The organism is Cupriavidus pauculus (assembly GCF_022179805.1).
Classification (GTDB): Bacteria; Pseudomonadota; Gammaproteobacteria; order Burkholderiales; family Burkholderiaceae; genus Cupriavidus; species Cupriavidus pauculus_E.
In genome coordinates this window covers 1-19,569 of sequence record NZ_BPUO01000017.1, presented here as the reverse complement: position 1 = coordinate 19,569, position 19,569 = coordinate 1, and the positions used below count along the sequence as shown (strand labels likewise).

The following is a 19,569-nucleotide window of genomic DNA, read 5'->3' as shown; positions in this document are numbered from 1 at the left end:
GATTACAATCAACGACACCCCCCAACCGTCGTCCAAGAGAGTTCCAGCGATGAACACTATCCCCCTGTTCCACCTTGCTTTTCCGGTTCACGATCTCGCCACCGCGCGCCAGTTCTATGGCGATCTGCTCGGTTGCCCCGAAGGACGCAGTTCCGACGCCTGGGTGGACTTCAATTTCTACGGTCACCAGGTGGTGGCGCACCTGTCGCCCGACGAATGCGGGCACCGTGCCACCAGCGCAGTCGACGGCGACGACGTGCCGGTGCGTCACTTTGGCGCGATCCTGCCGATGGAAGAGTGGGAGCGCCTGGCCGACAAGCTGCGCGGTGCCGGCACCAAGTTCGTGATCGACCCGCACGTGCGCTTCAAGGGCCAGGTGGGCGAGCAGGCCACGATGTTCTTCCTGGACCCGTCGGGCAACGCCCTCGAATTCAAGGCCTTCGGCGACATGAGCCAGGTCTTTGCCAAGTAAGCAGCAAACAAGCCCCCTTCCTACTAGATAACAGACAGAGAGACAGAGCGAGACATGACCGATTTCGTGATTCAACCCGCACCGCAGCCCAGCGTGGCCGTGGCTGGCAGCCAGGCCCGCTTTCCGATCCGCCGCGTGTTCTGCGTGGGCCGCAACTACGCCGCGCATGCGCGCGAGATGGGCAAGGACCCCGATCGCGAGCCGCCGTTCTTCTTCACCAAGCCGGCTGACGCCGTGGTGGCCGCGGAAGGCACCGTCGCCTATCCGCCGCTGACGGAGAACCTGCACCACGAGATCGAACTGGTGGTGGCCATCGGCAAGGCAGGCGCCAACGTCAAACCCGCGCAGGCGCTGGACCTGGTCTGGGGCTACGGCGTGGGCGTCGATCTGACGCGCCGCGACCTGCAGGACTTGGCCAAGAAAATGAGCCGGCCCTGGGACTGGTCGAAATCGTTCGACGCGTCGGGCCCGTGCGGTCCGCTGCAGCCGGTCTCAGCGATTGGCCATCCGTCGCAGGGCGCCATCTGGCTCAAGGTCAATGGCGAAACCCGCCAGCAAGGCGACCTGAACGAGCTGATCTGGCCGGTGGCCGACGTCATCGCCTATATCTCCGAAGCCATGACGCTGCAGCCGGGCGACCTGATCTTCACGGGCACGCCGGCTGGCGTAGGTGCGCTGAACCCGGGCGATGCGGTCACGGCCGGCGTCGCAGGTGTCGGCGAGATCGCTTTCACCATCGGCAAGCGCTAAAGCCACATCAGATCGTACGGTCTGCCAAGTAAAAGGCGCCGTCGCCCACCGCGGGCGACGGCGCTTTTTTCCTTCTATTTCAATGAATTACGATGCATAGGGAGCGCAACTAGAGCAAACGCTCCACCCGGTACATCGTTTTTTCTTCAAATTCTCCTTGCTTATCTATCTAGTAGTAGATAATATTCGAGCCATGGACGACGCACTGCGGCAAAACAAGACGAGCCGCAACGCAGAAGCCAAGCAATACAAGGTTGTTTGTCAGTACCGGAAGCGGTCTTTTTTTTAGCCCCCGCGATCTATCTAGCAGTAGATAGCAATCCAAAAAGACCGTCTGATTCGCAGCACAGACATCGGCCAGTGATCCACACACGAACCAGGATCGCCGGCCTTGCAAAGGAGAGCATCATGAACGCCAAGACCATCGTTACCGCCGCCGCCCTTGCCGCCGCTTTCGTTACCGGCGCCGTCCAGGCAGCCCCCGCCGCCCAGAAGACCGGCGAAGTCTACGGTTACAGCTACCGCGTGCAAGACCAGCGCAGCACCTTCACCGACGGTGCACGCCAAGGCAAGTTTGATTCGTTCAGCGAAGGTGCCCGCATCGGTAACCGCGACGCCTTCACCGACGGTGCCCGCGTAACCAACCGTGACGGCCTGGTGGCCAGCATCGGCAGCCGCGACGTGTACACCGACGGCGCACGCGTTGGCAAGGCTGACCCGTTCACCGACGGCGCGAAGGTCGGTAAGTTCGACCCGTACACCGACGGTGCCCGCACGGTAGCCGGTCTTGACCTGAAGGGTGTTTCGGCCAGCCCGGCCCGCACGGTTGATCCGTACCTCGACGGCGCCAAGGCTGCTCCGTTCGACCCGTACAGCGGCGGCGCCCACACGGTTGCCGGCCTGGATCGCACCGGCGTATCGGCCGAACCGTCGCGCAGCTTCGACGTGTACACCGACGGCGCTCTCGCCTGAGCCCACTGAGACGACGGCGGCCCCCGCAACACCGGGCCGCCATCGCAACCCAAACCTGGAGTTCCATCATGACCTTGCGTGACACAGCCCTGATCCTGGGCGGCTGGGTGGTGCTTTGCCTCACCAGCGGCGCAGTCCTCTCGCTGGTTGCGCAATCGCTGTCCGTCTGAGGCACAGACAGACCAGCGAACAAACTGGAGGGTCCGCCGCCAGGAATGGCGAGGACAATTGCCATGAAGACGCATTCCGTACGTGATCAACTGCTCGAGCACGCCTCCGTGCTGATCCGGCAACGGGGCTACAACGGTTTCAGCTATCGCGATCTCGCGGAGCTGGTAGGCGTGAAGACATCGAGCATCCACTATTACTTTCCGGCCAAGGACGACCTGGTGCTGGAGGTAGTGCGCCTGTACCGTGAACGCTCGCATGCCCGGCTGGCCGCGATCGACACCTCGCTGCCGCTGCTGGCACAGGCCGAGCAGTATGTAGGACCACTGCGCAACGACATCGAGCTGAACCAGATCTGCCTAGCCGGCATGCTGTCAGCCGAAGTGATGGCGTTGCCCGATGCGATCCGCAAGTATTTGCAGGAGCATTTCCAGGCCAACGAGACCTGGATCACGGCCCTGCTGCGCCGCGCCGAAACCGAGCGCGGCCAACCGTACCCGGTGCCGCCGCAGGCGCTGGCCAAGGTGCTGTATGGCGCGATCCAGAACGGCATCATCACTGCGCGGATGTCGGGCTCCAGCGATCGGCTGGACGCAGCGGCAGACATGCTGCTGGGTGCGGTGCGTGGTTCGATGTGCGTGGTACCCGAGCGCGAGCCGGTACCCGCGTAACAGTTTTGCCGGCGCCCCGGTTCAGGCGCCCGACGTCCGCCGACCGCTCTCCCGGCGGACGTCACCAGATTTCTCCGACGCCGGGTAAGTCCTCCCGGCGATTTTTTTGTTTACGCGGACGATTTCCTGGCGGGGGTCTTCTTTGCAGCGGGCTTCTTCGTGGCCGCTTTCTTTGCGGCGGGCTTCCTGGCTACCTTCTTCGCCGCAGTTTTCTTCGTCGCTGCCTTCCTGGCCGTTCCCGCGCTCCCGGCGTCATCCATCAAGACCCACGTCGGCGCGTGATCGCTGGCTTTCTCTTCGCCGCGCACCCATTTGTCCACGCCAGCATCGCGCATCTGTACACCCGGCCCTAGCAGCAGATGATCGATACGCAGCCCGGAATTGGTCTGCCAATGCTGACGGAAGTAATCCCAGAACGTGTAGATCTTCTCGTCGGGAAAGCGCGTGCGCAGCGCATCGGTCCAGCCCTGCGCCAGCAGGCGCCGGTAGCATTCGCGGCTTTCCGGCTGCAGCAGCGCGTCCTTGAGCCACGACCGGGTGTTGTAGATGTCGTCGTCGGTCGGCACCACATTGAAGTCGCCCGCCATGACCACCGGATGGCCGCTGTCCCACAGCGCCTGCGCATGCGTGATCAGGCGTTCGAACCACGCCAGCTTGTAGTCGAACTTGGGCCCGGGCTGCGGATTGCCGTTGGGCAGGTACAGGCAGGCAATCAGCACGCCCTCGACGGCCGCTTCGAGATAGCGGCTCTGCGTGTCGTCATCGCCGCTGGGCAGGCCGCGCCGCACCTCCACCGGATCGGCGCCCCGGGCCAGGATCGCCACGCCATTCCACGATTTCTGGCCGTGCCAGATCGCGCCGTATCCGGCCGCGCGGATCTCGTCGATCGGGAATCCCTCGTCCATGGTCTTGAGCTCCTGCAGGCAGACCACGTCCGGCGCCTCGCGTTCGAGCCAGTTCAGCAACGCCTGCAGGCGCGTGCGTACGCCGTTGATGTTGAACGTGGCGATCTTCATGGCGGGCATCGGCAAGTCCTCGGGTTCGGGTCGCTGCGACGGCCTTCCATCTTAGATTCCCGCGCGCGGATTTCCTGTCGGTGTCCGATCACTGTATATTCATACAGTCCTGCGATTCCCCACCCTGTTTGCGCCTTGTCCGACACACCCACACCACCCCGCTATACCGTTGCTGTGCGCACACTGTGCGAGTTCACGGCCAAGGCGGGCGATCTCGACCTGCGTTTCACGCCGTCGCCCACGGGGCAGGAAGGCGTGGCCGGGCATGGCGTGGTGACGAGCCGCCGCGGGCCGGGATATGAAGCGGAGGTGACACTGTCGGGCGACTTCGAAGGGCTGCGCGTGCGGGGCCGGGCCGATGGCTACAACCCGGTGACCAACCGGGTCGAGGAAATCAAGACGGTGCGCGGCGACAAGGTGGAGATTCCGCAGAACCACCAGGCACTGCATTGGGCCCAGGCCAAGATCTACGGCTGCCTGCTGTGCGAGTCGCGCAAGCTCGAGAAGATCGACGTGGCGCTGGTCTACTTCGATATCATCAGCCAGCGCGAGCGCGTGCTCAAGGAGCGTTTCGACGCGCCGGTGCTGCGTGAATTCTTCGAGGAAAGCTGCCGGCGCTTCATGCACTGGGCCGAACGCGAAGCCGCGCATCGTGTCGGCCGCGATGCAGGCCTGGCGGCGCTGGCCTTTCCGCATGGCACGTTCCGCGACGGGCAGCGCCTGCTGGCTGAATCGGTGTACAAGGCCAACGCCACCGCGCGCACGCTGCTGGCCCAGGCGCCCACCGGCATCGGCAAGTCGATCGGCACGGTGTTCCCGGCGCTCAAGGCCATGCCCACGCAGCGCATCGACAAGATGTTCTTTCTGTCCGCCCGCTCCACGGGGCGCGGCGTGGCGGTGCATGCCACGCGCCAGCTACGGCCCAATGCCGACGATACGCCGCTGCGTGTGCTGGAACTGATGGCGCGCGACAAGTCCTGCGAGCATCCCGACCTGGCCTGCCATGGCGAATCGTGTCCGCTGGCACAGGGCTTCTACGATCGCCTGCCCGCCGCGCGTGACGCCGCCAGCCGCGCGCCGCTGCTGGACCGCGCCACCACGCGCGAGATCGCGCGCACGCACAACGTCTGCCCCTACTACCTGGCCCAGGAGATGATTCGCTGGAGCGACGTCGTGGTGGCCGACTACAACTACTACTTCGATCGCAGCGCGCTGCTGTACATGCACACGGCGCTGAACGAATGGCGCGTCAGCGTGCTGGTGGACGAGGCCCACAACCTGGTGGACCGGGGCCGCGCGATGTACTCGGCCACGCTCGACCATGCGGCTTTCCGGGGCGTGCGATTGACCGCAGCGGCCGCGCTGAAGCGTCCGATGGACCGCGTCTATCGCCAGTGGAACGCGCTGGCCAAGTCTGGCGAGGCACCCTACGAAACGCGCGACGAGGAACCGGCCGCGTTTGTCGAAGCGCTAGTGCAGCTTTGCACGGCAATCATCGACGACATGAGCGAGCATCCGCAGCGGCATGACGCCACGCTGGAGCGTTTCTATTTCGACGCGATGCACTTCCTGCGTCTGGCCGAGCAGTTGACGGAGTACGGCGGCAAGCATTCGCTGTTCGACATCACGCGTACGGCGCGCAAGCGGGCCGGGGTCGATGCCGATCTCTGCATCCGCAATCTACTGCCGGCGCCCTACCTGGCCCCGCGTTTCGCGAGCGCGCATTCGACCACGCTGTTCTCGGCCACATTGCAGCCGGCCGACTACTACCGCAACCTGTTGGGCACGCCCGCCAGCGCGGTGTGGATGGAGGTGCCATCGCCGTTCCAGCCCGAGCAGCTCGACGTGCATGTCGCCCGCCATATCTCCACGCGCTACAACCACCGGCAGCGCTCGCTGCCCGCCATCGTGCAATTGATGGCCGATCAGTTTGCCCGGCGTCCCGGCAACTACCTGGCGTTCTTCAGCAGCCACGACTACCTGCAGCAGGCCGCCGCGTTGCTGGCCGAAACGCATCCCGGCATTCCAGCATGGTCCCAGGCGCGCGGCATGACCGAGGCCGGCCAGGCGGCCTTTCTCGACATGTTCGCGCCGGGTGGCCAGGGCATCGGCTTCGCGGTGCTGGGCGGCGTGTTTTCCGAAGGCGTCGATCTGCCGGGCGACCGCCTGATCGGGGCCTTCGTCGCCACGCTGGGCCTGCCGCAGGTGAACCCCGTCAACGAACAGCTACGCGAGCGGATGGAATCGACGTTTGGCCAGGGCTACGACTATGCCTACCTGTATCCGGGCCTGCGTAAGGTGGTGCAAGCCGCCGGCCGCGTCATCCGCACCCAGCAGGATCGCGGCGTGGTGTGGCTCATCGACGACCGCTACGCGCGCCCCGAAGTGCAAGACCTGTTGCCGGCCTGGTGGGAAATACATGCAACGCGCCCGCAATCCACGCTGGCGGCTTCTTCGCTCCAGCTAGCGGAATAACGCGCCAGCGGCCCGGCAAACGCGAATTGCCGGCTGGCGCGATAATCGCGTGTCACCCCACTACACGGATTGCGGAGCTGCCTCATGAGCATGACTCACACGTTTGCCACCACCGAACCTGCCCGTACCGACATCGACGCACTGCGCGGCGCCACCATCCTGGAATTCGGCACGCCCTGGTGCGGCTTCTGCCAGCGTGCGCAACCGCTGATCGAGAGCGCCTTCGGCGCGCATCCTAGCATCGACCATATCAAGGTGGAAGACGGCAGCGGCCGCCCGCTGGGCCGCTCGTTCCGCGTCAAACTGTGGCCGACGCTGGTGTTCTTGCGCGATGGCCAGGAAGTGGCCCGGCTGGTAAGGCCGAATGACAGCGGGGAGATTGTGGAGGCGATGGGGAAGATTGATGGGTAAGGGCATTTGTCACCCCGCTTTTTAGCTCCCCTCTCCCACTTCAGTGGGAGAGGGGTTGGGGGTGAGGGCAATGAGGCTCTGCTTGCCGACAGGTCGCAATTTGAACCGCCGACCCTCACCCCAGCCCCTCTCCCGCCGTGCGGGAGAGGGGAGCAAAATCAAAAACCAAAACCAAAAAAAACCAAAAACCCAACCCTCACAAATCCAGCGGCATTGCACTCGTGCACTTGATCTCATCCAGGCACACGCTCGACTTCACCCCGCTCACGCCCGGAATACGCATCAGCGTGTCGAGCAGGAAGTCCGACAGCGACTTCAGATCCTTCGCCACCACCTTCAGCACGTAGTCGATATCGCCGGTCACGGAGAAACACTCCTGGATCTGCGCCAGCTCTGCCACCAGGCCCTTGAACTTGGAGAGATCGCGGATATGGCCGCGCTCCATGGTCACGTGGATGAAGGCCGTGACGCCAAACCCCAGCGCCGTGCTGTCCAGCCTGGCTTCGTAGCGCTTGATGATGCCGCCCTCCTCCAGGCGGCGGTGGCGCCGCAGCGTCTGGGCCGGCGACAGGTTGATCGCCTCGGACAATTCCAGGTTCGATGCGCGCCCATGTTCCTGCAGTTCCGCCAGCAAGCGGCGATCGATGCGGTCCAACTCGGATTGCTGCATTCCGATTTCCTAAAATGGCAGTTTTACGAAATCTTATCTCATATCCAAGGGTTTCCCTGCGTCCCTTACGAAATCCTATTTAGCGGGGCGAGTTCTACAATTTCCTCACGTTGCGCAGCGCACCAAGCGTCCCCCAAGCCACACGCGCTGCAGCCTGACCGAAATATTATTTCTCCCCTTTCTCGCCCCCGAGCGCTCCGACCATGGCCGACCTGTTTGAAAACCCGATGCAACTGATGGGCTTCGAGTTCGTTGAATTCGCTTCGCCCACGCCCAATGTGCTGGAACCGCTGTTCGAGAAAATGGGCTTCACGCTCGTGGCGCGCCACCGTTCGAAGGACGTGCTGCTGTTCCGCCAGGGCGACATCAACTTCATCGTCAACAACGAGCCGCACAGCGAAGCCGCCTTCTTTGCCGCCGAGCACGGCCCCAGCGCCTGCGGCATGGCGTTCCGCGTCAAGGATTCGCACAAGGCGTACAACCGCGCGCTGATGCTGGGCGCCCAGCCCATCGAGATCGCCACGGGCCCGATGGAACTGCGCCTGCCGGCCATCAAGGGCATCGGCGGCGCGCCGCTGTACCTGATCGACCGCTTCGAGGACGGCAAGTCGATCTATGACATCGACTTCGAATACATCGATGGCGTGGACCGCCACCCCAAGGGCCACGGCCTGAACCTGATCGACCACCTGACGCACAACGTCTACCGTGGCCGCATGGCTTACTGGGCGAACTTCTACGAACGCCTGTTCAACTTCCGCGAAATCCGCTACTTCGACATCCAGGGCGAATACACGGGCCTGACCTCGAAGGCCATGACGGCCCCCGACGGCAAGATCCGCATTCCGCTGAACGAGGAATCGTCGAAGGGTGCCGGCCAGATCGAGGAATTCCTGATGGCGTTCAACGGCGAAGGCATCCAGCACATTGCCTTCTCGGTGGACAACCTGCTCGAAGTCATCGACAGCCTGCAACTGGCCGGCGTGGAACTGATGACGGCGCCGAACGACTACTACTACGACGCCCTGGAAACCCGCCTGCCCGGTCACGGCCAGCCGGTGGACCAGCTCAAGGCACGCGGCATCCTGCTCGATGGCACCACCGAAGGCGGCCGCCCGCGCCTGCTGCTGCAGATCTTCTCGAAGACCGCGCTGGGCCCGGTGTTCTTCGAATACATCCAGCGCTCGGGCGACGACGGCTTTGGCGAAGGCAACTTCAAGGCGCTGTTCGAATCACTCGAACGCGACCAGATCGAGCGCGGCGTACTGAAAGTCTGACGCCCGCGTGACCTGACCGGCCCTGGGTTGACCAGGATCGGTCCAATTCCCTGCTTTCCGAAGCGTGTGCCGGTAAACTCTCGGGTTTTCGCCGGCGCGCACCCCTGCGTCCGGCGTTACCCGCGCCGGCGCCTTTTTCAAAGCGCCCAGCCATAGAGGCGCGCCGCCATTCCACAAGAATGGGTAGAGGACAGACAACTCCAATGCATGCACCCGATAGCCAAGGCACGCTCCAGCGTGGCCTGAAAAATCGCCACATCCAGTTGATCGCGCTAGGCGGCGCGATCGGTACCGGCCTGTTCCTGGGCATTGCCCAGACCATCAAGCTGGCCGGCCCCTCCGTGCTGCTGGGCTACGCGCTGGCCGGCATCGTCGCGTTCTTCATCATGCGCCAGTTGGGCGAGATGGTCGTCGACGAACCAGTGGCCGGCTCGTTCAGCTACTTTGCCAACAAGTATTGCGGTCACTTTGCCGGCTTCATGTCCGGCTGGAACTACTGGGTGCTGTACATCCTGGTGAGCATGGCCGAACTGTCGGCCGTGGGCATCTACGTGCAGTACTGGTGGCCGGCCATCCCGACGTGGGTGTCCGCCCTGGGCTTCTTCGTGATCATCAACACCATCAACCTGGCCAGCGTGAAGTCGTTCGGCGAGATGGAGTTCTGGTTCTCGATCATCAAGGTCGCGGCCATCGTCGGCATGATCGGCTTTGGCGGTTACCTGCTGGCAACCGGCGGTGCCGGCCCCGAGGCTGGCGTGGCCAACCTGTGGCAGCACGGCGGCTTCTTCCCGAACGGCTTCGGCGGGCTGGTGATGGCCATGGCCGTGATCATGTTCTCGTTCGGCGGCCTGGAACTGGTGGGCATTACCGCCGCGGAAGCCGACAACCCGGGCAAGAGCATTCCCAAGGCCACCAACCAGGTGATCTACCGCATCCTGATCTTCTACGTTGGCGCGCTGGCCGTGCTGCTGTCGCTGTACCCGTGGCAGAAGGTGGTGACCGGCGGCAGCCCGTTCGTGCTGATCTTCCACGCGATGAACAGCGATATCGTGGCTACCGTGCTGAATATCGTGGTGCTGACGGCCGCGCTATCGGTGTACAACAGCGGCGTCTACTGCAACAGCCGCATGCTGCTGGGCCTGGCGCAACAGGGCAACGCCCCGCGTGCGCTGCTGAACGTGAACCGCCGTGGCATTCCGCTGACCGCGCTGGCCGTGTCGGCCGCGGCCACCGGCATCTGCGTGCTGGTCAACTACTTCATGCCGGGCGAAGCGTTTGAAATGCTGATGGGCCTGGTGGTGTCGGCCCTGATCATCAACTGGGCGATGATCAGCATCATCCACCTGATGTTCCGCCGCGCCAAGCGTGCCGAAGGCAAGACCACGGTGTTCCAGAGCCTGGGCTATCCGCTGACCAACTACCTGACGCTGGCCTTCCTGGCGGGCATCCTGGTGGTGATGTTCATGACGCCGGGCCTGCGCCTGTCTGTCTACCTGATTCCGGTATGGCTGGCCGTTCTTGGCGTAAGCTATCGCCTCCGGCAGAAAAACGCCGGCGCGGCCCTGCCCGCCGCCAGCGCCCAGATCCAGTAACCGGCCCCGCGCGGCCCGCTGCATCCGGGCCGCCGCCCCCTGAACCCGTAGCCAGACGCATCCCATGTTCGAACACATCGAAGCCTACCCCGGTGACCCGATTCTCTCGCTCAACGAGGATTTCCAGCAGGACCCGCGTACCAACAAGGTCAACCTGAGCATCGGCATCTATTTTGACGACGAAGGCCGCCTGCCGGTCATGCAGGCGGTGGCCGAAGCCGAGGCCGCGCTGCTGGCCGACATGGGCCCGCGCCCGTACCTGCCGATGGCCGGCATGGCCGGCTACCGCCAGGCCGTGCAGGCACTGGTGTTCGGTGAAGACTGCGCCGCACGCGCCGAAGGCCGCATCGCCACGCTGCAGACGCTGGGCGGTTCCGGCGCGCTGCGCGTGGGTGCCGACTTCCTGAAGCGCTACTTCCCGACCACCGAAATGTGGATCAGCGACCCGAGCTGGGAGAACCACCGCGTGGTGTTCGAGCGCGCCGGCTTCAAGGTCAACAGCTATCCGTACTACGACGCCGAAACCGGCGGCCTGAAGTTCGACGCGATGCTGGCGGCCATCGACGCCATTCCGCAGGGCGGTATCGTGCTGCTGCACGCCTGCTGCCACAACCCCACCGGCGTGGACCTGAACGAAGACCAGTGGCGCCAGGTGATTGGCGTGCTGAAGACGCGCAAGCTGCTGCCGTTCGTCGACATGGCCTACCAGGGCTTTGGCGCCGGATTGGACGACGACGCGTTTGCCGTGCGCGAACTGGCCCGCCAGAACGTGCCCTGCCTGGTGGCCAATTCGTTCTCGAAGAACTTCTCGCTGTACGGCGAGCGCTGCGGCGGCCTGAGCGTGGTCTGCGAGAGCGCCGAGCAGGCCGGCCGCGTGCTGGGCCAGCTCACCGGCGCCGTGCGCGCCAACTACAGCAACCCGCCCACCCACGGCGCCCGCGTGGTGGCACGCGTGCTGACCACCCCGGCGCTGCGCAAGAGCTGGGAAGAGGAACTGTCGGCCATGTGCCAACGCATCGCCCGCATGCGCCAGGCCATCCACGACCAGCTGCGCGAGCACGTGAGCGGCGAAAAGCTGTCGCGCTACGTCAAGCAACGCGGCATGTTCACGTACACAGGCCTGTCGGCCGACCAGGTCGACCGCCTCAAGAACGAGCACGGCGTGTACGTGCTGCGCTCGGGTCGCATGTGCGTGGCCGGCCTGAACGAAAGCAATGTGGGCGTGGTGGCGAATGCCATCGGACAGGTACTGAAGGGCTAAGGCCCGCCCCTACCCCTCGCCCTATGAAACAGCCACCTTCGGGTGGCTGTTTTTTTGCCCGGCGCCCGGACCAGTGGTGCATTTCGCGCACCGCGGTGTTGCCCGGCATGGCTCTCGATCACGCCGGGCTAGCGGCGCATACTGGCGCCGACCTCGACCGACCGCTAACGGAGCCCCACCATGCAGCCATCCCGCGAAGGCCAACGCGTTCCTGACGTCACGTTCCGCGTGCGCGAACACAATGAATGGAGGGGCGTGACCACGGCCGACCTGTTCCATGGCAAGACAGTCGTGGTGTTCTCGCTGCCGGGTGCCTTCACCCCGACGTGCTCGTCGACCCACCTGCCGCGCTACAACGAACTGGCGCCGGCTTTCCGCACGGCCGGCGTGGACACCGTCGTCTGCATGTCGGTGAACGACACCTTCGTGATGAACGAATGGGCGAAGGATCAGGAAGCCGGCAACATCGTCATGATTCCCGACGGCAACGGCGAGTTCACCGACGGCATGGGCATGCTCGTCGACAAGGCCGACCTGGGCTTTGGCAAGCGTAGCTGGCGCTATTCGATGCTGGTCCGGGACGGGGTGGTCGACAAGATGTTCGTCGAGCCCGACCTACCAGGCGACCCGTTCCAGGTGTCCGACGCCGACACGATGCTGGACCACATCGCCCCCGATGCCCGGCGCCCAGCCCAGGTGGTGGTGTTCTCGAAGATCGGCTGCCCATTCTGCGCCAAGGCCAAGCAACTGCTGTCCGACCACGACCTGGAGTTCGTCGAAGTGCCGCTGGACAACAAGATCCGCGGCAAGGTACTGGGCGCCGTGTCTGGCGAGATGACCGCGCCGCAGGTGTTCATCAATGGCCGCCTGATCGGTGGCGCCGAGGCGCTGGCGGCGCATCTGGCCGGCTAACCGTCTGGCGCGGCCGGCAACCTGCGACCGCGTTACACTGCCGGCCATGCGCGATGTCACCGAGCCTGTCCGGCGCCCCAATACCCTCACGTCTCTCTACTGGAGCGGCGACGCCCTGCGCAGTCGCCGCGTCAGCGATATCGTGCGGCATGGCGTGGTCGACATTCCCGCGCCGCCGGCACGGCTGCTGGCCGATTGGTCCCGGGAGATCGCGACGCGCATGGCACTGGAGCCCGGCGACGTCGAGACCATGCCGCTGGCCCGCGCCGGGATGCGCTGGCCCGACTACGCGCAATGCGTGCAGGCGGTGTCCGATTGGGTGGATGCCCTGGGGCTGCCCGGCATCCTGGGCGAGAGCGACGTCGCGCTGATGGTTTGCCGGGGCGCGCGCTTTCACCATGACGGTGAGCAATACGGCGGCGCGGCCTTCTGCAATCTGTTCCTGAGCGAAGACAAGGGTCAGGACGTAAGTTTTCCGTCGCTGGAACTGCGTATTCCGTTGCGGCGCGGCACGGTGCTGATCTTTGACACCTGCCAGCCGCACGGCGTGATTCCTCGCGGCGGACATGGCTTCGATCCGGCCGACTTCCCGGCGGATCGCGACGACACGCAACTGTTCCTGACCTGGGAGTTGCCGATCGAGGATGCCCGCGTTGCACGGGCGCTGCAGATCGCCTTCGACTCCGACGTGCCGGCGGCACAGGCCGCCCAGGAGGAACAGGTCACGCTGGACGGCAGCAGGGTCGAGCCGTGCCCCGCATCTGGACAATGGCGCCCCGCCGCGCCACATGGCTAACGGCTAAGGCTAACGGCAGGACGCCAGACGATCAGATGTGCGTGAACACGTCTTGCTTCGGCAGGCGCGACTTCGGCAGGCCCGCATTGAAGTCCTTCTCGCTGCGGCGGCCCAGCGCCACCAGCACGACGCTGGTCAGGCCGCGCTCGCGCAGGTTCAGCGCGCTATCCAGGGCGGCCGCGTCAAACCCTTCCATCGGCGTGGCATCGATACCGAGCATCGACGCGCCCAGCAGCAGACCGCCCAGCGCCAGGTAGACCTGCTTTTCCATCCACTGCGGCACGTCGCGCAGCGCGTAGCGGTGCAGGTCCACGTACGAGCGGCGGCTCTTGTCCTGGTTCTCGCGCGCGCCGTCGGCCTTGAAGCGGCCATCGCGTTCTTCCTGCGCCAGCACGGCTTGCAGATGCGCCTCGTCCAGATCGGCGCGCATGCACAGCGCAATCACGTTCGAGGCATCGATGATCTTGGGGCGGTTATAGGCAAACGCCTCCGTGGCGGCCTTGGCAATCGTCTCGCGGCCGGCCGGCGTCGATGCCACCACGAAGTGCCACGGCTGCGAGTTCACTGACGACGGGCTGTTGTGCAGCCAGGTCAGCAGCATGTCGACCTGCTCCTGCGGCAGGGTCTGGCCCGCTTCGTAAGCCTTGACGGTATGGCGGGACAGTACGGCGTCGGTGAGATTCATGATGGTTCCTTTCTCGGGATAGTCGTAAGTAAATGGATAGGGATGCGGGTGCGCGATGGTATCGGGTTGCGTAGGAGACGTGCCCCGGCTCAGAAGCCTTCGAGCACGATCTTGCCGCGCGAACGGCCGCTTTCGATCAGTGCGTGGGCGCGGCGCAGGTTGGCCGCGTTGATCGTGCCGAAGTGCTCGCCCGTGGTCGTGCGCAGCACGCCGTCGTCGATCAGGCCCGCCACGCGGTTCAGGATTTCGTGCTGGCGCGCCATGTCCTTGGTTTCGAACAGCGAGCGCGTGAACATCAGTTCCCAATGCAGCGACGCGGCCTTGCGCTTGAGCGGCACCACGTCCAGCGTGTCGGGGTCGTCGATCACGCCCAGGCGGCCCTGCGGCGCCAGCGCCTCGACGATCTGTGCGTAGTGTTCGTCGGTATGCGTCAGGCTGGCCACGTATTCCACATGCGGCACGCCGATGCCGCGCAGCCCTTCCAGCAGCGGACGCGAATGGTCGATGACGTCGTGCGCGCCAAGCTCGCGGATCCAGTCGCCGGTCTCGGGCCGCGACGCGGTACCGATCACGCGCAGCTTGGTCAGCCGCCGCGCAAGTTGCGTCAGGATCGATCCCACGCCGCCCGCCGCGCCGATGATCAGCAGCGACGCACCGTCGCCGCCGCCCTCGGGCACGCCCAGACGGTCGAACAGCAGTTCCCAGGCCGTCAGCGACGTCAGCGGCAGCGCCGCCGCGTCGGCGTCCGACAACGTGGCCGGCTTGCGGCCGGCAATCCGTTCGTCGACCAGGCCATATTCGGCATACGAACCGGGCCGCGTGATCGACCCCGCGTAGTAGACGGTATCGCCGGGCTGGAACAGCGTGACGTCGGCGCCGATGGCCTCCACAGTCCCCACCGCGTCCCAGCCGACGATGCGCGGCTGGTCGGTCGGCGAGCCGGCGCGCACCTTGGTATCGACCGGATTCACCGAGATCGCCCGAATCTTGACCAGCAGGTCGCGCGGCCCCGGCACGGGCTGGTCGACCTGCGCGTCGTACAGCGACCGGGCGTCGGTAATGGGCAGGCCATGCTGGCTATAGACTACGGCTTTCATTTTTACTCTCCGATAGTTTCTTCGGCGTTCCGGCCTGTGTGGCGGGCAACCGGTGCATGGATTGCATGATCGCTAACCCGCCGCTTCTGAAAAACTGGGAGAATCCGGCAGGACTTTCACTTCCACAGTGAAAATGATCAGACTCGACGACCTGCAACTGTTTGTACGCACTGCCGCACTTGGCAGTTTCTCGAACGCCGCCCGCGAGGCCGACCTGCTGCCCGGCCAGGTCAGCGCGGCCATCCAGCGCCTGGAAAGGGAGCTCGATATCCGGCTGTTCGCGCGCTCCACGCGCAGCCTGCGGCTGACCGCCGAAGGCGAGCAATACCTGCCGTATGCCGAGGAAGTGCTGGCCGTGCTCAAGGAGGGGAGCGAGCGCATGCACGGCGAGCCGCACGCGCTGCAGGGCACGCTGAAGATCGCGGCGCCGTCGGACCTGGGGCGCAACATCCTGCTGCCCCTGCTGACGGCGTTCCGCGAACAGCATCCCAGGCTCGTGCTCCGGCTGTCGCTGTCCGACCAGGTGACCGACGTGTTCCGCGACCCCGTGGACATCGCGTTCCGCTACGGTGTCTACGAAAGCGCCAGCTACGTGGCGCTGTCGCTTGCCGAGAACAACCGCCGGGTGCTGGTGGCTTCGCCGGACTACCTCAAACGACACGGCCGGCCGACATCGCTGGACGACCTGCTCATGCACCAGTGCCTGCCTTACGTGCTGGGCGGCCGCATCTACGACCGATGGACGTTTCCTGCCGCCGGCATGCGGCGGCAGATCACGGTCAAGGGCACGCTGATGTGCGACGACGCGGAGATCGCGCGGCGCTGGGCGGTGGATGGACGGGGGATTGCCTACAAGTCATGGCTCGACGTCTGCGAGGACGTTGACCAGGGCAGGCTGGAATTGCTGCTGCCGGACCAGGCCGGCGAGCCGGTGCCGCTGAACCTGGTGTGCCCGCACCGCAAGCAGTTCTCGCCGGCCGTGCGCTACCTGCATGCGGCGCTGCGCGAGCACCTGCAGGCGCTGAGCGCCCGGATGCACGCGCACACGCGCTTCTCGGGTGGCTAGTCGCCGGCCCCGGTGCGGGCGGAGTCGATGATGCCGAGCGCCTCGGCCTTGAGCACGAAGTCCGCCAGCGACCGCGCGCCCATCTTCTTCATCGCCTGGGCGCGATGGATCTTGACGGTGATCTCGCTGAGCGTCAGTTCGCCGGCAATCTGCTTGTTCAGCAGGCCGCGCACCACGTAGCCCATCACCTCTTTCTCGCGCGGCGTGAGTTCGTCGTAGCGCTGGCGCAGGTCGGCCTCGCTGCGGTCGGACTGGCGCCGCGCGGCGTCGCGCGCCAGTGCGCTTTCCACGGCGTCGAGCATGTCCTGGTCACGGAACGGCTTGGCCAGGAAATCCATCGCCCCGGCCTTCATGGCCTTGACCGACATGGCGATATCGCCGTGCGCGGTCATGAAGATGATCGGGATCGACATCTTGCTGGCCGCAAACTGTTCCTGCACGGCCAGGCCGCTCTGCCCCTTCAGGCGCACATCGAGGATCAGGCAGCTGGGCAGGTCCTGGCGGGGCGAGGCCAGGAAATCGGTGGCCGACCCGAAGGTCTCCACCTGATAGCCGACCGAGCGCAGCAGCATCGACACCGCGCGGCGCATGGACTCGTCGTCGTCCACCACGTAGACCATCGACGATGCTTCTCCGGACGGGATCGCTGTATTCATGGATTCACTTTTGTTCCGGCGCGACATTGGACGCGACGCCGGGCTGGCCAAGGGCCCCCGACGCCACGCCGTCCAGGAATTGCTGGACGGCGATGCCCTCGACAGGTTTGCAAAGGCACGCGTGCGCGCCGGCGCGCAGCGCTTCGCGGCGGATGGCTTCGGTGCAGAACGCGGTGATGAATAGTACCGGAACCTGGCTGCCTTGCGCGTTCAGCGCCCGCAGCATCTCCAGCCCGTTCATCTTCGGCATCTGCACGTCCGACAGGATGCAATGCACTTCCGCGTGTCCGTCGGAATCCAGGAACGCATGGGCCGACGCATAGGCACGTGCCTCCCAACCCAGCGAGCGGACCAGCCGGGACGTCGCCGCGCGGATGGAATCATCGTCGTCAATGATGGCGACAACCAGTTTCTTGGCCAAGGCCCCTACCTCACAACAATCTCATGGCGCCATGGTAGCGACCTCCACCGGCGCCCAACACTATGCCTTCGTATAGCGTCAGCCACCCGCCACACGGCGCCGGGTGGGGGCTCGGGGCCATCCGTGGGGCGCTCCCCAAGCCGTTTGAAAGCCCGTTGAAAGCCTGCCGCCAGCCCGCTGGGCGTCCGGCGTGCGATTGCGAAAGCGCAGATCCCGGCAGGGAATCGCCGCCGCCCCTGCCGCCGTAGTCTCAAGTCTCGGTTCACTTCCAAGGAAGACTGACATGCGCTACATCCAATTCGCCCTGGCCGCCACCTGCCTGCTGGGCGCCGTTGCCGCCCACGCCACCGACCCGGCCACCAGCCCGTTCGCGGCCGACCGCTACGACTACAACGTGCTGCCGTCGGCCAAGGCCGCGCCGCAACCGCCCGCACCGGCCAAATGCCACGGCGGCAAGCCGGCATGCCATCCGTCGCGCTAGGGGCCCTGCCGCGTGTCACGCGCGGTGGCGTGTTCCTGATGGGGCTGGCGCTGGGCTGCGCCACGGGGGTGGACTTCGTGGCCACGTCGATGCTGGCCACCGGCGCGGTGCAGATCCGCGCCGGCATCTATGCCACGCCTGACGATTTTCTCTGGTGCTTCACGTCCTACGCCGCCGCCGCGATCGTGGCCAACCTGATGCTGCGGCGCGTGTCGGACCTGATCAGCTATCGCGGCTTCTCGATGCTTGGACTGGCCATTGCCATCGGCGGCAGCCTGCTGTGCGCGGTCTCGAACAATATCGTGCAGCTATCTCTGGCGCTGGCCGTGCAGGGGCTGGGCGCGGGCGGCCTGTTCGCGGCGGCGCGCACGCTGATCCAAATGATCGCCGCCCCGCAGGAACGGCCCCGCCTGCTGTGGCCGTTCGTGATCGGCGCCATCGGCCTGCTGGCGGCCGCGCCCTGGGTCACCGCCACGCTGATCCTCGATGCAAGCTGGCGCCTGATCTTCGTGGTCCAGGCAATGACCGCTGCCGCCACGCTGCTGCTGGTATCGGTCACCTATCCGCATCGCGTCACCCCGTCCTGCACGCCGGGCCTCGATACGCTGGCGGCAATGGACTGGTACACGGTGCTGCTGCTCGGCCTGGGCGCGCTGGTGCTGGTACACGGGCTGGCCGACCTGCGGCTCTACACGGCGGCCGGTACCGCATCGGTCATCGCGGTACCGCTAGGGGGTGTCGCACTGATGGCGCTGGCCTTCCTGCGGCTGCACCGGCATCCGGACCCCTGGCTCAACACCCACCGGCTGGGCGGACGACGCTACCTGACCGGCCTGGGCTTCTACGCCACCTATTCCTTCGTGGCCGGCCTGTGGAACTACACGATTCCGATCGTGCTGCAGCTTGGACTCGGCTTTTCGTTCGCATCCACCGGCATGGTGTCGACGCTGACCGGCACGGCCGCCGTGGCGGCCTGCGTGGTCTACGTGCTGTACGGCGCCCGCCTGCCCGGATCGCGCCGCTGGCTGGCGCTGGGCTACGCAATGCTGGCCGCCGCCGCATGGATGCTGGCCACGCGCCTAAACACCGACCTGTCGCTGGACCGTTTGGTGCCGGCCCTTCTGCTGCAGAACGCCGCGCTGCCATTCACGCTGATCATCGTCGCCAAGCTGACATTCCTGGACACGCCGCTCGACGATTTTTCCCATACGTACCAGTTCAAGAACATCGTCCGCCAGGTGGCCTCGGCCGCCGGCACGGGTACCGCCGCGCAATGCCTGCAGTACGGGGAAGCGATAGCCCGCACGCATCTGGTATTCCGCGTGGACGCGTTTGGTATTGCGGCTGCGCCGCATGGTGTGGCGCTGATCAACCTGTCACAGCAAATCGACCAGCAGGCGGTGCTGGTGGCAGGGGCGAATTTGATGGCTATCGTGGCGCCGGGGTGTTTGTTGGTGGCGGGGGTGGCGTTGTGGCAGCGGTGGTTGAAGTGATTGGGTTGCCTGGCGCGTAGTTTTGATCCCCTGTCGCGCCTCGCTGTCTTGCTCCCCTCTCCCGCATGGCGGGAGAGGGGTTGGGGGTGAGGGCATGGCGGGGGCCCGTCAGAAATTTTGTGTTTAGGGCATAACATGTCGCCAAGGAGCATGTCATGCCACGTAGAACCAAGACGAGCCAGGCCGCCGATCGTGAGCTGCCGACCATTCCCGAAGATCTGATCGCC

Annotated in this window: 20 protein-coding genes; 14 read left to right on the top strand and 6 right to left on the bottom strand. The window is 65.3% G+C overall.

Going from position 1 to position 19,569, the window contains the following annotated elements:
• Window positions 1–49: 49 nt before the first annotated feature.
• The 4 genes from MFF62_RS25915 (at window position 50) to MFF62_RS25900 (ending at window position 3,033) form a co-directional block, all read left to right on the top strand.
• Window positions 50–472, top strand: a complete 423-nt coding sequence (locus MFF62_RS25915) for a VOC family protein (RefSeq protein WP_238266006.1) — start codon at window positions 50–52, stop codon at window positions 470–472.
• Window positions 473–526: 54 nt separating this feature from the next.
• Window positions 527–1,222 carry a fumarylacetoacetate hydrolase family protein gene (locus tag MFF62_RS25910; RefSeq protein ID WP_238266005.1) on the top strand — a complete coding sequence of 232 codons (696 nt, stop codon included), beginning with the start codon at window positions 527–529 and terminating at the stop codon, window positions 1,220–1,222.
• A 408-nt stretch (window positions 1,223–1,630) separates the two neighbouring features.
• Window positions 1,631–2,194 (top strand): copper resistance protein CopQ, encoded by a 564-nt coding sequence (locus tag MFF62_RS25905; protein WP_238266004.1) that lies wholly within the window; start codon window positions 1,631–1,633, stop codon window positions 2,192–2,194.
• Window positions 2,195–2,427: 233 nt separating this feature from the next.
• A complete protein-coding gene (locus MFF62_RS25900) occupies window positions 2,428–3,033 on the top strand; it encodes a TetR/AcrR family transcriptional regulator (protein WP_238266003.1) in 606 nt (201 codons plus the stop codon).
• A gap of 110 nt (window positions 3,034–3,143) precedes the next feature.
• Here MFF62_RS25900 and xth read toward each other — a convergent pair whose 3' ends face one another.
• The gene (gene xth, locus MFF62_RS25895; RefSeq protein ID WP_238266002.1) at window positions 3,144–4,058 is read right to left on the bottom strand and encodes an exodeoxyribonuclease III; all 915 of its coding nucleotides are present in this window, start codon (window positions 4,056–4,058) and stop codon (window positions 3,144–3,146) included.
• A 126-nt stretch (window positions 4,059–4,184) separates the two neighbouring features.
• On the opposite strand from xth, the gene MFF62_RS25890 reads away from it, so the two are divergent.
• Entirely contained in the window at window positions 4,185–6,524 is a 2,340-nt protein-coding gene (locus MFF62_RS25890) for an ATP-dependent DNA helicase (RefSeq protein ID WP_238266001.1), read from the top strand.
• Between the two features lie 84 nt (window positions 6,525–6,608).
• A complete protein-coding gene (locus MFF62_RS25885) occupies window positions 6,609–6,935 on the top strand; it encodes a thioredoxin family protein (protein WP_238266000.1) in 327 nt (108 codons plus the stop codon).
• Window positions 6,936–7,131: 196 nt separating this feature from the next.
• Here MFF62_RS25885 and MFF62_RS25880 read toward each other — a convergent pair whose 3' ends face one another.
• Window positions 7,132–7,605 carry an Lrp/AsnC family transcriptional regulator gene (locus MFF62_RS25880; RefSeq protein WP_238265999.1) on the bottom strand — a complete coding sequence of 158 codons (474 nt, stop codon included), beginning with the start codon at window positions 7,603–7,605 and terminating at the stop codon, window positions 7,132–7,134.
• A gap of 203 nt (window positions 7,606–7,808) precedes the next feature.
• On the opposite strand from MFF62_RS25880, the gene hppD reads away from it, so the two are divergent.
• From hppD to MFF62_RS25855, 5 genes are all read left to right on the top strand, one after another.
• Window positions 7,809–8,882 carry a 4-hydroxyphenylpyruvate dioxygenase gene (hppD, locus tag MFF62_RS25875; RefSeq protein WP_238265998.1) on the top strand — a complete coding sequence of 358 codons (1,074 nt, stop codon included), beginning with the start codon at window positions 7,809–7,811 and terminating at the stop codon, window positions 8,880–8,882.
• Between the two features lie 203 nt (window positions 8,883–9,085).
• Window positions 9,086–10,474, top strand: a complete 1,389-nt coding sequence (locus tag MFF62_RS25870) for an amino acid permease (RefSeq protein WP_238265997.1) — start codon at window positions 9,086–9,088, stop codon at window positions 10,472–10,474.
• Window positions 10,475–10,538: 64 nt separating this feature from the next.
• Window positions 10,539–11,735 carry an amino acid aminotransferase gene (locus MFF62_RS25865; RefSeq protein WP_238265996.1) on the top strand — a complete coding sequence of 399 codons (1,197 nt, stop codon included), beginning with the start codon at window positions 10,539–10,541 and terminating at the stop codon, window positions 11,733–11,735.
• Window positions 11,736–11,915: 180 nt separating this feature from the next.
• Window positions 11,916–12,647 (top strand): glutathione peroxidase, encoded by a 732-nt coding sequence (locus tag MFF62_RS25860; RefSeq protein ID WP_238265995.1) that lies wholly within the window; start codon window positions 11,916–11,918, stop codon window positions 12,645–12,647.
• Between the two features lie 46 nt (window positions 12,648–12,693).
• Window positions 12,694–13,443 carry a hypothetical protein gene (locus MFF62_RS25855; protein ID WP_238265994.1) on the top strand — a complete coding sequence of 250 codons (750 nt, stop codon included), beginning with the start codon at window positions 12,694–12,696 and terminating at the stop codon, window positions 13,441–13,443.
• 31 nt (window positions 13,444–13,474) lie between these two features.
• Here MFF62_RS25855 and nfsB read toward each other — a convergent pair whose 3' ends face one another.
• Both nfsB and MFF62_RS25845 read right to left on the bottom strand, forming a co-directional pair.
• Window positions 13,475–14,128 carry an oxygen-insensitive NAD(P)H nitroreductase gene (nfsB, locus tag MFF62_RS25850; RefSeq protein WP_238265993.1) on the bottom strand — a complete coding sequence of 218 codons (654 nt, stop codon included), beginning with the start codon at window positions 14,126–14,128 and terminating at the stop codon, window positions 13,475–13,477.
• Between the two features lie 89 nt (window positions 14,129–14,217).
• Complete coding sequence (locus tag MFF62_RS25845; RefSeq protein ID WP_238265992.1) at window positions 14,218–15,225, bottom strand: zinc-binding alcohol dehydrogenase family protein; 1,008 nt, start codon at window positions 15,223–15,225, stop codon at window positions 14,218–14,220.
• 133 nt (window positions 15,226–15,358) lie between these two features.
• Between MFF62_RS25845 and MFF62_RS25840 the strand changes: the two genes are divergently transcribed.
• The gene (locus tag MFF62_RS25840; RefSeq protein WP_238265991.1) at window positions 15,359–16,291 is read left to right on the top strand and encodes a LysR family transcriptional regulator; all 933 of its coding nucleotides are present in this window, start codon (window positions 15,359–15,361) and stop codon (window positions 16,289–16,291) included.
• Here the strand turns inward: MFF62_RS25840 and MFF62_RS25835 are convergent.
• Together MFF62_RS25835 and MFF62_RS25830 are read right to left on the bottom strand one after the other, a co-directional pair.
• Complete coding sequence (locus tag MFF62_RS25835) at window positions 16,288–16,947, bottom strand: response regulator transcription factor (protein WP_238265990.1); 660 nt, start codon at window positions 16,945–16,947, stop codon at window positions 16,288–16,290. The genes MFF62_RS25840 and MFF62_RS25835 overlap by 4 nt on opposite strands.
• Window positions 16,948–16,951: 4 nt before the next feature.
• Window positions 16,952–17,368: a response regulator transcription factor gene (locus MFF62_RS25830; protein ID WP_238265989.1), complete on the bottom strand. Its 417-nt coding sequence runs from the start codon at window positions 17,366–17,368 to the stop codon at window positions 16,952–16,954.
• Window positions 17,369–17,651: 283 nt separating this feature from the next.
• On the opposite strand from MFF62_RS25830, the gene MFF62_RS25825 reads away from it, so the two are divergent.
• Window positions 17,652–17,849, top strand: coding sequence for a hypothetical protein (locus MFF62_RS25825; RefSeq protein ID WP_238265988.1), 198 nt, complete (start codon window positions 17,652–17,654; stop codon window positions 17,847–17,849).
• Window positions 17,831–19,342 (top strand): MFS transporter, encoded by a 1,512-nt coding sequence (locus tag MFF62_RS25820; protein ID WP_238265987.1) that lies wholly within the window; start codon window positions 17,831–17,833, stop codon window positions 19,340–19,342. The genes MFF62_RS25825 and MFF62_RS25820 overlap by 19 nt, the downstream gene beginning before the upstream one ends.
• Window positions 19,343–19,569: the final 227 nt, after the last annotated feature.

What these genes read in the sequence shown, in the direction of transcription:
- MFF62_RS25825 (WP_238265988.1), top strand. Translation starts at nt 17,652, where the DNA reads ATGCGCTACATCCAATTCGCCCTGGCCGCCACCTGCCTGCTGGGCGCC.
- MFF62_RS25835 (WP_238265990.1), bottom strand. Translation starts at nt 16,947, where the DNA reads ATGAATACAGCGATCCCGTCCGGAGAAGCATCGTCGATGGTCTACGTG.
- MFF62_RS25820 (WP_238265987.1), top strand. Translation starts at nt 17,831, where the DNA reads ATGCCATCCGTCGCGCTAGGGGCCCTGCCGCGTGTCACGCGCGGTGGC.
- MFF62_RS25865 (WP_238265996.1), top strand. Translation starts at nt 10,539, where the DNA reads ATGTTCGAACACATCGAAGCCTACCCCGGTGACCCGATTCTCTCGCTC.
- xth (WP_238266002.1), bottom strand. Translation starts at nt 4,058, where the DNA reads ATGCCCGCCATGAAGATCGCCACGTTCAACATCAACGGCGTACGCACG.
- MFF62_RS25910 (WP_238266005.1), top strand. Translation starts at nt 527, where the DNA reads ATGACCGATTTCGTGATTCAACCCGCACCGCAGCCCAGCGTGGCCGTG.
- MFF62_RS25885 (WP_238266000.1), top strand. Translation starts at nt 6,609, where the DNA reads ATGAGCATGACTCACACGTTTGCCACCACCGAACCTGCCCGTACCGAC.
- MFF62_RS25905 (WP_238266004.1), top strand. Translation starts at nt 1,631, where the DNA reads ATGAACGCCAAGACCATCGTTACCGCCGCCGCCCTTGCCGCCGCTTTC.
- MFF62_RS25860 (WP_238265995.1), top strand. Translation starts at nt 11,916, where the DNA reads ATGCAGCCATCCCGCGAAGGCCAACGCGTTCCTGACGTCACGTTCCGC.
- MFF62_RS25870 (WP_238265997.1), top strand. Translation starts at nt 9,086, where the DNA reads ATGCATGCACCCGATAGCCAAGGCACGCTCCAGCGTGGCCTGAAAAAT.
- MFF62_RS25855 (WP_238265994.1), top strand. Translation starts at nt 12,694, where the DNA reads ATGCGCGATGTCACCGAGCCTGTCCGGCGCCCCAATACCCTCACGTCT.
- nfsB (WP_238265993.1), bottom strand. Translation starts at nt 14,128, where the DNA reads ATGAATCTCACCGACGCCGTACTGTCCCGCCATACCGTCAAGGCTTAC.
- MFF62_RS25900 (WP_238266003.1), top strand. Translation starts at nt 2,428, where the DNA reads ATGAAGACGCATTCCGTACGTGATCAACTGCTCGAGCACGCCTCCGTG.
- hppD (WP_238265998.1), top strand. Translation starts at nt 7,809, where the DNA reads ATGGCCGACCTGTTTGAAAACCCGATGCAACTGATGGGCTTCGAGTTC.
- MFF62_RS25840 (WP_238265991.1), top strand. Translation starts at nt 15,359, where the DNA reads ATGATCAGACTCGACGACCTGCAACTGTTTGTACGCACTGCCGCACTT.
- MFF62_RS25845 (WP_238265992.1), bottom strand. Translation starts at nt 15,225, where the DNA reads ATGAAAGCCGTAGTCTATAGCCAGCATGGCCTGCCCATTACCGACGCC.
- MFF62_RS25915 (WP_238266006.1), top strand. Translation starts at nt 50, where the DNA reads ATGAACACTATCCCCCTGTTCCACCTTGCTTTTCCGGTTCACGATCTC.
- MFF62_RS25880 (WP_238265999.1), bottom strand. Translation starts at nt 7,605, where the DNA reads ATGCAGCAATCCGAGTTGGACCGCATCGATCGCCGCTTGCTGGCGGAA.